Annotated in this window: 9 protein-coding genes; 5 read left to right on the top strand and 4 right to left on the bottom strand. The window is 65.8% G+C overall.

The window, feature by feature from the left end:
* Window positions 1-65 precede the first annotated feature (65 nt).
* From ABIE53_RS06395 to hemC, 3 genes are read right to left on the bottom strand one after another with little or no spacing between them, the layout of a single operon-like run.
* The gene (locus tag ABIE53_RS06395) at window positions 66-1,256 is read right to left on the bottom strand and encodes a heme biosynthesis protein HemY (RefSeq protein WP_192700158.1); all 1,191 of its coding nucleotides are present in this window, start codon (window positions 1,254-1,256) and stop codon (window positions 66-68) included.
* Between the two features lie 2 nt (window positions 1,257-1,258).
* The gene (gene hemDX / locus ABIE53_RS06390; RefSeq protein ID WP_107707181.1) at window positions 1,259-3,292 is read right to left on the bottom strand and encodes a fused uroporphyrinogen-III synthase HemD/membrane protein HemX; all 2,034 of its coding nucleotides are present in this window, start codon (window positions 3,290-3,292) and stop codon (window positions 1,259-1,261) included.
* Window positions 3,292-4,317, bottom strand: coding sequence for a hydroxymethylbilane synthase (hemC, locus tag ABIE53_RS06385; RefSeq protein WP_107707182.1), 1,026 nt, complete (start codon window positions 4,315-4,317; stop codon window positions 3,292-3,294). Before hemC ends, hemDX begins: the two co-directional genes overlap by 1 nt.
* 471 nt (window positions 4,318-4,788) lie before the next feature.
* On the opposite strand from hemC, the gene ppc reads away from it, so the two are divergent.
* Complete coding sequence (gene ppc / locus ABIE53_RS06380) at window positions 4,789-8,016, top strand: phosphoenolpyruvate carboxylase (RefSeq protein ID WP_107707183.1); 3,228 nt, start codon at window positions 4,789-4,791, stop codon at window positions 8,014-8,016.
* A 121-nt stretch (window positions 8,017-8,137) separates the two neighbouring features.
* Here ppc and ABIE53_RS06375 read toward each other — a convergent pair whose 3' ends face one another.
* Window positions 8,138-8,890: a class I SAM-dependent methyltransferase gene (locus ABIE53_RS06375; protein WP_192700157.1), complete on the bottom strand. Its 753-nt coding sequence runs from the start codon at window positions 8,888-8,890 to the stop codon at window positions 8,138-8,140.
* A 189-nt stretch (window positions 8,891-9,079) separates the two neighbouring features.
* Here ABIE53_RS06375 and ABIE53_RS06370 point away from each other — a divergent pair, with 189 nt between their 5' ends.
* The 4 genes from ABIE53_RS06370 to ABIE53_RS06355 all read left to right on the top strand — a co-directional run bounded on the left by ABIE53_RS06370 (window position 9,080) and on the right by ABIE53_RS06355 (window position 13,933).
* A complete protein-coding gene (locus ABIE53_RS06370) occupies window positions 9,080-9,892 on the top strand; it encodes a helix-turn-helix transcriptional regulator (RefSeq protein WP_107707184.1) in 813 nt (270 codons plus the stop codon).
* A 244-nt stretch (window positions 9,893-10,136) separates the two neighbouring features.
* A complete protein-coding gene (gene argH / locus ABIE53_RS06365; protein ID WP_107707185.1) occupies window positions 10,137-11,543 on the top strand; it encodes an argininosuccinate lyase in 1,407 nt (468 codons plus the stop codon).
* 179 nt (window positions 11,544-11,722) lie between these two features.
* Complete coding sequence (locus ABIE53_RS06360; protein WP_006048479.1) at window positions 11,723-12,259, top strand: energy transducer TonB family protein; 537 nt, start codon at window positions 11,723-11,725, stop codon at window positions 12,257-12,259.
* Between the two features lie 366 nt (window positions 12,260-12,625).
* Window positions 12,626-13,933: an MFS transporter gene (locus ABIE53_RS06355; RefSeq protein WP_029971900.1), complete on the top strand. Its 1,308-nt coding sequence runs from the start codon at window positions 12,626-12,628 to the stop codon at window positions 13,931-13,933.
* The last annotated feature ends 107 nt before the right edge of the window (window positions 13,934-14,040 follow it).

The following is a 14,040-nucleotide window of genomic DNA, read 5'->3' as shown; positions in this document are numbered from 1 at the left end:
GCAAAATGCCAAAAAAATGGCCGCAGCACCCGCTGCGGCCATCATCCAAAAACCCAAAACCCAACTCAAACAATATTCATAGCCAACGCACTTTCCCGATAATGCAGGCTCGCCTTCTCCGCATCGCCAAGCTGCTCATGCAAGCGAGCCAACGCGCGATGCGACCGGATCTTCAGCGTCTCGTTATCGGCCAGCTTCAGCGCGCGCTCCAGGAACGACTGCGCCTTGCCCCACAACTGCTGATGCAGACACAAGCGCCCCAACGCGAACAACAAGTCGGCATCGTCGGGACGATCCTTCTGCCAGCCCTCGGCCTTCTGAATCAGCGGCAACGCGTCGCCGCCCGCCGTATCCGGATAACGACGCAACAAGCGCGCGTCCCAATTCTGCGCGAGCGCTTCCTCGACAATCTTGCGCGCTTCCTGCGGACGATTCAGCGCCACCAGCAGTTCGGCGGCGAGATCGGCGAGACGCGGCGAATGGCGCTCGGTCGGCGTCAGCGAATTCCATAGTTCGAGCAGCGCATCGGCGTTATGCCGACGATCGCGCAGCAGATTCTCCGCCGCGAGTTGCCGCAAACGGACGGCCACCGCCGGATGAATCGCCTCGCGCTTTTCCAGCGTCTTGACGAGCTTGAGCACTTCGCCCCAGTTCTTCAATTGCTGTTGCGCGCGCAACATGATCTGCTGCGCGTGAATGCGCCGCCCGCCCTGCGATTGCATTTCCTTGAGCGCGGCCAACGCGCCGTCGGCGTCGCGGCCGTCGGCGCGCATGTCGGCGGTGGCCATCAGACGCGCGTCCTGCCAGTCGGCCTCGTCGATCTGCGCGAGCCATTCGTCGCGCCGCGCATATTCATGCATGCGATGCGCCGCCGCCGCCGCGATCAGGCCAGCCGCGCCCTTGTTGTCGCCATTCGCGAGCGCGTCTTTCGCGGCCTTTTCCGCGCGCGAAAAACGCCCCGCGTACAGATTGCCGATCGCGTCACGCAGCGCGGCGTGCGCCTTCGCGACACGCGAGCGCGCGCGATACGCGGCCACGCGCTGCGGCATGCGCCAGATATTGCGCACGATGCGCAACAACGCATACAGCAGAATGAACAGCACCACGAGCGCGACCACGAACAGATTCAGCGACATGTCGACGCGGTACGGCGGATACACCAGCAGCACCTGTCCCATGTCGAAGCGTCCGACCACCGCCAGCACGACCGCGATGGTGAACAGCAACGCGAGCCATAGAAGTCCCCGGATCGCCATGATTAACCTCGGCTCCGGTATTGATTGACCGCCTGCAGGCTCGTATTCAGATTCGGCAATTCGACGGCGGCCGAACCGGCTTCCACCTGCTTGACGAGATCGGCCACGTTTTGCGTTTTCTTCGACGACGCATCGAAGTAGCGCGTCAGCGCCGTTTGCGCCGCCTGCAGGTCGGACTTGAGCGTGGTCTGGTTGCGCGACAACAGCGCGAGCCGCGCGGACAACAGACGCAGCTTCACGTTCTCACGCACGAAGTAGCCTTGATCGGGCGCGACCATCATCGCGTCCGCGTTGTCGATGCGGCGCACCTGCACGAGACTCGTCAACTGCTGGCCGATGCCGGTCGTCACCTCGCGCCACCACACTTTCCAGCGCGGCTCGCCAGTGGCCGCCGCGACCTTTGCCGTGTCGGCCCACGTCGCCGCTTGCGGCGTCGCGTGCGCGATCGGCGCCTCGCCCGAAAGCGGCAGACTGTCGATCTGATCGACCGCGTTGTCGAGCTTGATCGCGAGACCCGTGAGGTCGGTGGAAGGCGCGGCCTTCAGCTTGTCGATGTCCTGCGCAATCGCCTTGCGCACCGCAACCGCCTGCGTGCTGTCCGACGCGGCGAGCCGCGTGTCGGCGCTTTGCAGCGCGAAGAGCGCAAGCTGCGTGTTGCCGGTCAACTGCAACTGCTGACTCGCGGCCGACAGCATCTGACCCACTTCGGCGAGCGTCCAGTCGTCGCGATTGCGCGCGAGATCCGCGTATTGCTGTTGCAGCGCCTGCTGCCCGGCCTGCGCGTCGGCGAGCTTGCCTTCGAGCTGCGCGACCTGCGAGTCGGACTGGCGCACCGTGGCGAGCGCCTGCTCGGTCTTGATGCGCAATTCGTTGGCTTGCGTGTCGTTCGCCTGCTGACGTTGCGTAAGCTGCTGCTCGGTGCGCTCCAGCTTGCGGTTGAGCGCATAGCCGCCCACGCCCGCGGCGCAAGCCAGAATCACGACGACAAACCACAACAGCGGTCCGCTCGCGCTGCGGCGCTTTTGCGCTTCGTAGGGCGTGAAGGGTTGGTTCGGCGGCAAGCTTGCGGTCGCGGCCGGCTGGGGTGAAGCGTTCGTGGATGCGTTCGTTTCAGTCATGCGTGATTGAGCCGGTGAATGAGCCGGATTGGACGATACCGGTTGAACTACGGTCGGCAGGGCGGCGAGCAAGGCTTGGGCGATGCGCTCGTCGCCCGCGCCGGACACCGTAATCCTATCAAAACCCAATGCCCGCGCGGTCTGCGCGATACGGGGATGCGGCGCGACGATCGGCGCGCGCTTGAGCTGCGCGATTTCGTCGGCGGTGAGATGTTCTTGCGCGAGTTCGTGCAGGTTGCGCACGCCTTCGGAACTCGTCAGAAGCCATGCGTGCGGTTCGCCCGCCAGCAGTCGATGCACGCGCGCCCACGCCGCGATGGACGGCTCGGGCACGAGGCGCCGATACGCGGCGACCGTTTCGACTTCGGCACCGGCTTCGCGCAGGCGGTCGGCGAGCCATTCGCGGCCGCCGTCGCCGCGCACGATCAGCACGCGCTTGCCTTCGAGATTCGCCTCGCCGAGCGCCGCGTCGATCGCGGCGAAGAGGCCTTCGGAATCAAAGCGGCCGTTGTCTTCGTCGGCGTCCGACGCCGGGCTGATGACCTGGTGCGCCGGCGCATTCACGCCGTGACGCGCGAGCGCGCGCACGCTGCCGGGCCCGACCACGCCGACCGGCAATGCATGCGGCCAGATCGCGCCGCTCTGGGCGAACGCGTGATCGATTGCGTTCGGCGACACGAATACGACGAGCGCATAACGTTCGAGCGAGCCGAGCGCGGCGCGCAACGGCGCATCGTCGTCGACGGGGGCGATGTCGATCAGCGGAAAGTCGAGCGTGACGGCACCGGCCGCGGCAAGCCGCTCAATCAGTTCGTTCGACTGACCGGCCGGTCGCGTAATGACGACCGTGAACGCCGCCTTGCCGGCAGCCGGCGATAATGCCGACGCGTTGCCCGATGTGTCGGTATGGGCGGCCATCAGTCGCCGGATACCGCGCTGTTCGCCGCGCCGTTGCCGGACGATGCCGCGGCGCCATCCATGGCGCTCGCCGTACTCAACGCGCGGACGATGTCCATCGCGCCTTGCTGTTCGAGCGCGCTCGCCACTTCGCGGCCCAATGCGATGGCGCGCTCGGTGGTCGGCGCGGGGGCCGACGCCTGCGCACTCAGCACGCGTTGACCGTCGGGCGTGGCGACGATGCCGCGCAGATGCAGCGCGCCGTCATGCCATGTCGCGTACGCAGCGAGCGGCACTTCGCAACTGCCGCCGAGCACGCGCGACACCATGCGCTCCGCCTCGACGGCCGCCGCCGTATGTTCGTGATGCAGCGGCGCGAGCCACGCCGCGAGTTCCGCGCGGTCGGCGCGAATCTCGATGCCGAGTGCGCCCTGCCCGGCGGCGGGCAAGCTGTCTTCCGGATCGAGCAGCGCACGGATGCGGCCTTCGAGACCGAGGCGCTTCAACCCCGCCGCCGCGAGAATGATCGCCGCGTAATCGCCGCGGTCGAGCTTGGCGAGACGCGTGTCCAGATTGCCGCGCAGCGGCCGCACTTCGAGATGCGGATAGCGCATGCGCAACATCGCTTCGCGGCGCAGGCTCGAGGTGCCGACCACGGCGCCGGCCGGCAGCGCGGCGAGCGAGTCGTAATCGTTCGAGACGAGCGCATCGCGCGGGTCTTCACGCTCCATGATCGTGGATAGTGCAAAGCCCGCGGGCAATTCCATCGGCACGTCTTTCAGCGAATGCACGGCGAGGTCGGCGCGGCCATCGGCGAGCGCGGCTTCCAGTTCCTTGACGAAGAGACCCTTACCACCCACCTTCGACAGCGTACGATCGAGAATCTGATCGCCACGTGTCGTCATTCCGAGGATTTTTACGTCGCAAGATGGATATAATTTGTGCAGCGCACATCGCACATGCTCCGCCTGCCACATCGCAAGGCGGCTCTCTCGCGAAGCAATCACAAGCGTGTGGGGTGGCGCGGCAAACGTCTCGGTGTTCATTAGCTTGTCGATTGAATGACGGGATGGAATAACAAGGAATGTTAGCACGCGCTCCTGCGTTCTCCCCCTCGGTTCGCCCGCCTGCCGCCCTTACGGATCAAGGCTCGAGTAGAGGTCGAAGGGGCGCCGTGCCGACGCGGTATCGATGGAGGAGACGGGCGTCGCGCCATGCGCGGCTGCCCAGGACGTTGTGCGTGCGAAATACGGGCGACTTGCGGCTGTGGTGCGTTTGACTTTGCAGCAAGCTCTTCACGCACGGTCGTTCGCGCATCGCGGCGCCGCATGCGCGATGATTCAATGCGGCGCAACATGCGCCGTATGCGGACCTCGTCACGCGCGGCCATCCTCTCCGGCGTATCGCCATCGGTGCATACCGCTTCATGCAGTTCACGTTGCCGTTTCAGTGCAGTTCGAGTTCCGCAGTAGCAGTTCATCACTTAACAGACCCTGGCTTCCCTGAGGAAACCCATCGTGACGTCTTCCGGATCGGCGCGCTCCGCCCGCCGCAACACTGCATCGCCCAACGCTTCCACTGCCGACGTCGACGCGTCGACGGCTTCCGCCTCGTCCGCCGCGGACGCACACGCCACGCAGCCGGCCAAAGCCAAACGCGCGACGGCTGGCGCGAAGCCTGCGAAAGCCGCGAAGGCCGCCACCGCCGCGAACGCCGCCAAAGCCATCAAGGCCGAGAAAACCTCCGTGCCCGTCAAAGCGGAAAAGACCGTGAAGACATCGAAGGCGGGCAAAGCGAGCGAGGCCGCCTCCGCGATGAAGAACGGCAAAGCGAACGCGAAGGCGAAGACGAAGAGCAAAGCCGAAGACAACGCGGCGAACCTGCAAGCCGTGTCCTCGGAAAGCATCGTCATCGCCGCGCCCAAAACGAACGGCCGCACGCGCGACGACAAGGATCATCCGCTCTTCCAGGACATCCGCTATCTCGGCCGCCTGCTCGGCGACGTGCTGCGCGAACAGGAAGGCGACGCGGTGTTCGACGTCGTCGAAACGATCCGGCAGACGGCCGTGCGTTTTCGTCGCGAGGACGACAACGCCGCCGCGCAAACGCTCGACAAGAAACTGCGCTCGCTGAGCCCTGAGCAAACGGTGAGCGTGGTGCGCGCGTTCAGCTACTTCTCGCACCTCGCGAATATCGCCGAGGACCGTCACCGCAACCGCCGCCATCGTATTCACGCGCTGGCGGGCTCGGCTCCGCAGCCGGGCAGCATCGCCTATGCGCTGGAGCGGCTCGTCGAAGCGGGCGCCGCGGCAACGCCGGTGTTGCAGCAGTTTTTCAACAACGCGCTGATCGTGCCCGTGCTCACCGCGCACCCGACTGAAGTGCAGCGCAAGAGCATTCTCGATGCGGAGCACGACGTCGCGCGCCTGCTCGCCGAACGCGACCAGCAGTTGACCGACCGCGAACGCGCGCAGAACGAAACGATGTTGCGCGCGCGCGTCACGTCGCTGTGGCAAACGCGCATGCTGCGCGACTCGCGGCTGACCGTCGCGGACGAAATCGAGAACGCGCTGTCGTACTACCGCGCGACCTTCCTCGAGGAAATTCCCGCGCTCTACGCCGATGTCGAAGAAGCGCTGAAGGAGCACGGTCTCGAAGCGCGCCTGCCGCCGTTCTTCCAGATGGGTAGCTGGATCGGCGGCGACCGCGACGGCAATCCGAACGTCACCGCCGAAACGCTCGAGCACGCGATCTCGCGCCAGGCCGAGGTCATCTTCGAACACTATCTGGAGCAGGTGCACAAGCTAGGCGCGGAATTGTCGGTGTCGAATCTGCTGGCCGGCGCAAGCGATGAACTCAAAGCGCTGGCGGAAAGCTCGCCGGACCGTTCGCCGCATCGCACGGACGAACCGTACCGGCGCGCGCTGATCGGCATGTACACGCGGCTCGCGGCAAGCGCGCGCGTGCGTCTCGGCGAAGGCAGCGTGCCGCTGCGCAGCGCGGGACGCGGCGCGGCGCCGATTCGCGCCACGCCTTATGATGACGCCGCCGAATTCGCGCGCGACCTGCATGTGCTGATCGATTCGCTCGCCGAACATCACGGTGCGCCGCTCGCCGCGCCGCGTCTCGCGCCGCTGGCGCGCGCGGCCGAAGTGTTCGGCTTCCACCTTGCGAGCATCGACTTGCGTCAGAGTTCGGACATCCACGAAGCAGTGATCGCGGAGCTGTTCAAGCGCGCGGGCGTCCACGACGACTACGCGGCGCTCGAAGAAAGCGAGAAGCTCGACGTGCTGCTCGCCGAACTCGCGCAGCCGCGTCCGTTGCGCCTGCCGTATGCCGACTACTCGGACCTCGTGAAAAGCGAACTCGGCGTGCTGGAGCAAGCCCGCGTCACGCGCGAGAAATTCGGCGCGCGCGCGGTGCGCAACTACATCATTTCGCACACGGAGACGGTCAGCGATCTCGTCGAAGTGATGCTGCTGCAAAAAGAAACCGGCCTGCTGCAAGGGCGGCTCGGTGACGCGAACGATCCGGCCAAAGCGGCGCTGATGGTGATTCCGCTCTTCGAGACGATTCCCGACTTGCGCAACGCGCCGCACATCATGCGCGATCTGCTTGCGCTGCCGGGCGTCGATTCGATCATCGAACATCAGGGCAACGAGCAGGAAGTGATGCTCGGCTATTCGGACAGCAACAAGGACGGCGGCTTTCTCACGTCGAACTGGGAGTTGTACCGCGCCGAACTCGCGCTCGTGTCGCTCTTTAACGAACGCGGCATCACGCTGCGCCTTTTCCACGGACGCGGCGGCACCGTCGGCCGCGGCGGCGGCCCGACCTATCAGGCGATTCTGTCGCAGCCGCCTGGCACCGTCGACGGCCAGATCCGTTTGACGGAGCAAGGCGAAGTGATCGCGAGCAAGTTCGGCAACCCGGACATCGGCCGGCGCAATCTGGAAACGGTAGTGGCGGCGACGCTCGAAGCGTCGCTGCTGCCGCACGGCAATGCGCCCGCCGAACTGCCTGCATTCGAGCAAACGATGCAGCAGTTGTCCGACGCGGCGATGGCGTCGTATCGTGCGCTCGTGTACGAAACGCCCGGCTTCAAGGAGTATTTCTTCGAGTCGACGCCGATCTCGGAGATCGCGGAGCTGAACATCGGCAGCCGTCCGGCGTCGCGCAAATTGCAAGACCCGAAGCAACGCAAGATCGAAGATTTGCGCGCGATTCCGTGGGGGTTTTCGTGGGGCCAATGCCGGCTGCTGCTGACGGGCTGGTACGGCTTCGGCAGCGCGGTCGCCGCCTTTCTCGACGGCGCGCCGAGCGACGCCGAACGTGGGCGCCGTCTTGCGCTGCTCAAGAAGATGCACAAGAGCTGGCCGTTCTTCTCGACGCTGCTGTCGAACATGGACATGGTGCTCGCCAAGACCGACCTCGCGGTGGCCTCGCGCTACGCGGCGCTCGTCTCCGACAAGAAGCTGCGCAAGCACGTGTTCGAGCGGATCGTCGCGGAATGGGAGCGCACCTCGAAGGTGTTGTCGGAGATCACCGGCAAGAGCGAGCGGCTCGCGGAAAATCCGCTGCTCGCGCGCTCGATCAAGAACCGTTTTCCGTATCTCGATCCGCTCAATCACTTGCAGGTGGAATTGCTCAAACGCCATCGCTCGGGCGATACCAACGCGCGCGTGCGGCGCGGGATTCATTTGACGATCAACGGGATTGCGGCGGGCTTGCGGAATACGGGTTAACGGTGTGCGGCGGCGTTTGAGAATTGGGAACGTTGCTGCCGTGCGGTTGAAATAAAGCCGGGCGTCGGCCGATTGCGGTCGCGTCCGGCTTTAGTTTTTTCAGCAAGCGGTCGTGCCGCGTTTAACTCGCGTCGATCATCAACGCGTCGAGCTTGAACGACCCATCTTCCTTCACGTCGAAATACTGCCGCACCTCATCCGGCGAACCGCGCCACAGCGACTGAATCGCCACGACGCGCGGCTCCGGCGTGCGCATGCGCGCGATCCACGAACTGAATTCGAGGTCGATACGCCAGCGCTCGCGAATCGACGCCTTGAAGCCCGCGGCTTCGAACATCGCGATCCATTCGTCCGCACGGTAATCGCGAATGTGCGAACCGTCGCGCAACAGTTCGATTGCCTGAATGTGCGTATCGAGCAGCGGATGATCGATGCCCGCAATGTCGATGAACAGCACCCTGCCGCCCGGCTTCAGCACGCGCCGCACTTCGGCAAGCGCGGGCGCCACGTCGTGCCAGTGATGCGCGCTCATGCGGCTCACGACCCAGTCGAAGGTGTGAGCGCCGAACGGCAGTTTTTCGGCGGCGCCTTGCTGCGTGCGGATATTCGCGAGGCCGCGCTCCTTCGCCGCGCTTTCGACGATGGCGAGCATCGGCGCGGCAATGTCATACGCGACCACCTCTTGCGCATGCGGCGCGACGGCGAAGCTCGCGTGGCCCGCGCCGCAACCCATGTCCAGCACCGTCGCGCCCGGCGTCGCGGCGACCGCTTCGGCCAGCGTGCGCAGATCGGCGCCGGTGGCATGCGTCGGACTCGTCAAATAAGCGGCGGCGGTCGAGCCAAAGGCGTCGGCGACCTGATCGTGATGCTTCATGGATAGCTCCGTTGTCAGCGTGGGATGTCGTGTCGTGTGAATCCGCATGTAGCGCGCGGGCAGCGCGGCCTGCCGTTCGAGTCGCTACGCCGCTACAATAGAGCCCGCCGTGTACCGGTACAAGTTAAGCAATTATTCTGGTATCTATAACACCACCCCGCCACCCTCCTCACGCTCAGCAAGAACCGAATGACCCCGCCCTCTTCCGCCGACCAGCCGCCGCCGCTCGACGCCACGCCCGCCCGCGCGCTCGGCGACTTTATCCGCGCGCATCGCGAACGGCTGTCGCCGCAAGCGGTCGGCCTGCCGCCCGGCCCGCGCCGCCGCACGCCGGGCTTGCGCCGCGAGGAAGTCGCGCAACTGTGCGGCGTGAGTCCGACCTGGTACACGTGGATCGAGCAAGGCCGTCCGGTTTCCGCTTCCGCCGATGCGCTCGCGCGCATCGCCGTCGCGTTGCAACTGTCGCGCGCCGAGCGCGCGTATCTGTTCGAACTGGCGGCGCAGCGCGATCCGGCCGAACCCGATCCGGCCGCCGCCGACGCGCCCGCCACGCTGCTCGAAACCGTGCAACTGGTAAACGCGCCGGCCTACGTGCTGGACCGTCAATGGAATGCGCTGGCCTGGAACGAGCATGCGGCGGGGCTTTTTGTCGGCTGGCTCGACGGCGCGCACGACCGCAATCTGCTGCGCTACACGTTCACGGAAGCGGCGGCGCGCGAGCTGATCGTCGATTGGGAAACGCGCGCGCGGCGGCTTGCGGCTGAGTTTCGAGCGGATTCGATCCGTCATCTGAACGATGCGCCCACGCGCGCGCTGATCGATTCGCTGACCGCCGCAAGCGACGCGTTCGCGCGCTTCTGGGCGTCGCAGGACGTCGGCGGCCGCGAAGGTGGACGGCGCGAATTCAACCATCCGCGCGACGGGCGGCTCGTCTACGATCAGATCACGTTCAAGCCTGCGCATCGTGAGGATTTGAAGCTGGTGGTGCTGGTGCGGGAGTGAGCGGTTGTGGTTGCGTCGCGTTGCGTTGCGGGAGCTTCCGCTCGGATGAAATGGCAAGCGCCCGGCCGTTCGATCGTCGGCCAGGCCTCGCGCCAGTGTTAAAATCGCTGTCTTTCTTCGCTTCGGCGACGCTGCGCGCGGTCATGCCGCGTGCACTGCGCCGTCAGCCTTATCGCCGCTCGCTCAACCGCCAGGTAAGCCCCGACTAAGCGCCACTTTAACCGCCGCATAACTGCCCAACACCATGACGTCCCAACTGCACAAAAAAGGCGAAGCCTGGTCGGCTCGCTTCTCGGAGCCGATGTCGGAGCTCGTCAAACGCTACACGTCGTCGGTTTTCTTCGACAAGCGTCTGGCGCTCGTCGACATCGAAGGGTCGCTTGCGCACGCCTCGATGCTGGCCGCGCAAAAGATCATCGCCGCCGACGACCTCGCCGCGATCCAACGCGGCATGGCGCAGATCAAGGGCGAAATCGAGCGCGGCGAGTTCGAGTGGCAACTCGACCTGGAAGACGTCCACCTGAACATCGAGGCGCGTCTGACCGCTCTCATCGGCGACGCCGGCAAGCGCCTGCACACGGGCCGCTCGCGTAACGACCAGGTCGCGACCGACATCCGCCTGTGGCTGCGCGGCGAGATCGACCGCATCGGCGGATTGCTGACGGAACTGCGCACCGCGCTGCTCGACATGGCGGAGAAGAACGCGTCGACCATCATGCCCGGCTTCACGCACTTGCAGGTCGCGCAGCCGGTCACGTTCGGCCATCATCTGCTCGCCTACGTCGAAATGTTTTCGCGCGACGCCGAGCGCATGCTCGACTGCCGCAAGCGCGTGAACCGCCTGCCGCTCGGCGCGGCGGCGCTCGCGGGCACGAGCTATCCGATCGACCGTCACGCGGTCGCGAAAACGCTCGGCTTCGACGGCATCTGCGCGAACTCGCTCGACGCCGTCTCCGACCGCGACTTCGCGATCGAATTCACGGCGGCGTCGGCGCTCGTGATGACGCACATTTCGCGCTTCTCAGAAGAACTCGTGCTGTGGATGAGCCCGCGCGTCGGCTTCATCGATCTGGCCGACCGCTTCTGCACCGGTTCGTCGATCATGCCGCAGAAGAAGAACCCGGACGTCCCCGAACTCGCGCGCGGCAAGACCGGCCGCGTGAACGGCCATCTGATGGCGCTGCTCACGCTGATGAAAGGCCAGCCGCTCGCGTACAACAAGGACAATCAGGAAGACAAGGAACCGCTGTTCGATACCGTCGACACAGTGGCCGACACGCTGCGCATCTTCGCTGAAATGGTCGCGGGCATTTCAGTGAAGCCGCAAGCGATGCGCGACGCCGCGTTGCAAGGCTTCTCGACGGCAACCGATCTGGCCGACTATCTGGTCAAGCGCGGCCTGGCGTTTCGCGACGCGCACGAAGCCGTTGCGCTCGCCGTGCGGATCTGCGCGGATCGCGGCATCGACCTCGCAGACCTGACGCTCGATGAAATGCGCGCGGAGCTGCCGAACGTCGCGCATCTGATCGGCGACGACGTGTTCTCGTATCTCACGCTCGAAGGCTCGGTCGCGAGCCGCAATCATCCGGGCGGCACGGCGCCCGACCAGGTGCTGGTGGCGGTTCAGGCGGCACGGCAAGCGTTGAAGTAAAACGCGGAGCGCGCCGTTCTCCGGCGTGCAAATGCATGGCAGATCGCGAAGGCGAACTCGTTAGCGAGTTCGCCTTTTTTATGCGCGCGCGTGCGTGCTCAGCAAGGGCGAACGCGGATTGAAACCGCGCGGTTTTTGACTACCATCGAAACAGGTTCCGCTCTCTTTCGTGGTTCATCATGCTTACCCGCACGCGCTTCCTTCATCTTCTGACTGAATGCGGCGCTTGCCGCGGTTCGTCATCATGGCCAACGCGGCGCGGCACGGCGCTCGCGGCGTTGCTCGCGCTCGCCGCCGCCGGCTGCACGATCACGCCGCCGCCCCGCGCGGTCGTCCCGACGCCGCCCGCCGCGGTCAACAGCGCGACGCTCGATCAATACCGCGAGGCCGTCGCGCGGCGCATCGTCGAGCGCAATCCTTCGTATGTGCTGCGCGGCAAGCCTCAGGCGATGCTGCGCTCGCTCGTCGTGGTGTCGTTCACGGTCGACCGCAATGGACATGTGGTGGACTCGTCGGTGTATCGCACGAATGGCGACGACGAAGCCGAAGGCACCGCGCTCGCCAGCTTGCGGCGCGCGTCGCCGCTGCCCTTGCCGCCGGGCAAGCTGCTGAACGGCCGCGGCCAGCTCGAACTGTTCGAAGACTGGCTTTTCAACGACGACGGCAAGTTCCAGTTGCGCGAGCTCGCCTCGCCGCAGGCGCTGACCATCGACTGAACGCGGCCTGGCCGATCGGCCAGCCGCCTTGCTGCGCAAGCGCCGCGCTCGCTATAATTTTCCGATTCCCGCGCCGGAGCACTCCGGCACGGCTCAGGCCGCCTGCTCATCCGCGGGCGTGCTAGCAGCCGATCCTGGCGGCGCCGCGCCATCCGCGCGCGCCGTGCAAGCGCTTTGTGCTTGATGTCGTGGCGTGCTGTGGCGTGTGTTGCACGCGGCGCGGCGCGAGCCTCTATCATCGACACGAGCGCGCCACCACCTCAACAAAGATGCCGACTGATCTTGCCGCTGTCCGCGACTGACCGCGGTCGACCGCGCCGCTACCAGGCGCACGCAAGCCGGCATCACGAAACATGGAGACCCTGCATGTCCACATCGCCGATTTCCGCGGCCAAGCCCAATGCGGCCGGGCAGACCAACAGCGCGCGGATCATCTTCGCGAGCTTCATCGGCACCGCGATCGAGTTCTACGATTTCTATGTCTATGCGACCGCCGCGGCGCTCGTCATCGGCCCGGTGTTTTTCCCGCACGGCTCGGCGACGGCGCAGGCGTTGTCCGCCTTCGTCACGTTCGGCATTGCCTTCGTCGCGAGGCCAATCGGCTCGTTCCTGTTCGGGCATTTCGGCGACCGCATCGGCCGCAAGTCGACGCTCGTCGCCTCGCTGCTCGTGATGGGCGTGTCCACGACGCTGATCGGCTTCGTGCCGGGCTACGACTCGATCGGCAGCCTTGCGCCGATCCTGCTGTGCATCTTGCGCTTTGGCCAGGGCATCGGCCTCGGCGGAGAATGGGGCGGCGCGGCGCTGCTCGCCACCGAAAACGCGCCGGCCGGCAAGCGCGGCTGGTTCGGCATGTTCCCGCAACTCGGGCCGTCGATCGGCTTTCTCGCGTCCAATGGCCTCTTCTTCGCGCTCGCGATGTCGCTCACCGACGAGCAGTTCCGTAGCTGGGGCTGGCGCGTGCCGTTCCTCGTCAGCGCGGTGCTGGTCGCGCTCGGCCTTTACGTGCGTCTGAAGATCGCCGAGACGCCGGCCTTCCAGGCCGCCATCGAACGGCAGGAGCGCGTGAAGGTGCCGATCGCCACGCTGCTGTCGCGGCATTGGCTGCCCACGTTGCTCGGCGCGCTCGCGATGGTGGTCTGCTACACGCTGTTCTACAACGCGACGACGTTCTCGCTGTCGTATGGCGTGTCGGTGCTGCACATTCCGCGGCAGACGTTCCTCGGGCTGCTGTGCGTCGCCGTCGTGTTCATGGCGCTCGCCACGCCGCTGTCGGCATGGGCAAGCGACCGCTATGGCCGCAAGCCGGTGCTGATCGTCGGCATCGTCGCGGCTGTGCTGTCGGGCTTTACGATGGCGCCGCTTCTCGGCAGCGGACAAACGTCGCTCGTGCTGCTGTTCCTCGTGATCGAACTGTTCCTGATGGGCGTGACCTTCGCGCCGATGGGCGCGCTCCTGCCCGAGCTTTTCCCGACCAACGTGCGTTATACCGGCGCGGGCGTGTCGTATAACCTCGGCGGGATTCTGGGCGCGTCGGTGGCGCCGTATATCGCGCAAATGCTGGCCGCGCGCGGCGGCTTGCCGTGGGTCGGCGCGTATGTGTCGATTGCCGCGGCCGTCAGCATGATCGGCGTGCTGTGCATGCGCGAAACGCGCGACTCCCGGATGATGTGACGCGAGCGGTCCGCGAAGCGGCGCGCTTGAGCGGCTGATCGCTCAGGCGGCTGCCTCGCGGCGCTTTGCCTCGCTTCGCTGGGTGGTTCCTCTGTCTTGCGCGTCTT

This window comes from Paraburkholderia sp. OAS925 (assembly GCF_040543975.1).
GTDB lineage: Bacteria > Pseudomonadota > Gammaproteobacteria > Burkholderiales > Burkholderiaceae > Paraburkholderia > Paraburkholderia graminis.
The sequence above is the reverse complement of the archived record's forward strand: the minus strand, read 5'-3'. Positions and strand labels throughout refer to the sequence as shown.

What these genes read in the sequence shown, in the direction of transcription:
- ABIE53_RS06355 (WP_029971900.1), top strand. Translation starts at nt 12,626, where the DNA reads ATGTCCACATCGCCGATTTCCGCGGCCAAGCCCAATGCGGCCGGGCAG.
- hemC (WP_107707182.1), bottom strand. Translation starts at nt 4,317, where the DNA reads ATGAACACCGAGACGTTTGCCGCGCCACCCCACACGCTTGTGATTGCT.
- ABIE53_RS06360 (WP_006048479.1), top strand. Translation starts at nt 11,723, where the DNA reads ATGCTTACCCGCACGCGCTTCCTTCATCTTCTGACTGAATGCGGCGCT.
- argH (WP_107707185.1), top strand. Translation starts at nt 10,137, where the DNA reads ATGACGTCCCAACTGCACAAAAAAGGCGAAGCCTGGTCGGCTCGCTTC.
- ABIE53_RS06375 (WP_192700157.1), bottom strand. Translation starts at nt 8,890, where the DNA reads ATGAAGCATCACGATCAGGTCGCCGACGCCTTTGGCTCGACCGCCGCC.
- hemDX (WP_107707181.1), bottom strand. Translation starts at nt 3,292, where the DNA reads ATGGCCGCCCATACCGACACATCGGGCAACGCGTCGGCATTATCGCCG.
- ABIE53_RS06395 (WP_192700158.1), bottom strand. Translation starts at nt 1,256, where the DNA reads ATGGCGATCCGGGGACTTCTATGGCTCGCGTTGCTGTTCACCATCGCG.
- ABIE53_RS06370 (WP_107707184.1), top strand. Translation starts at nt 9,080, where the DNA reads ATGACCCCGCCCTCTTCCGCCGACCAGCCGCCGCCGCTCGACGCCACG.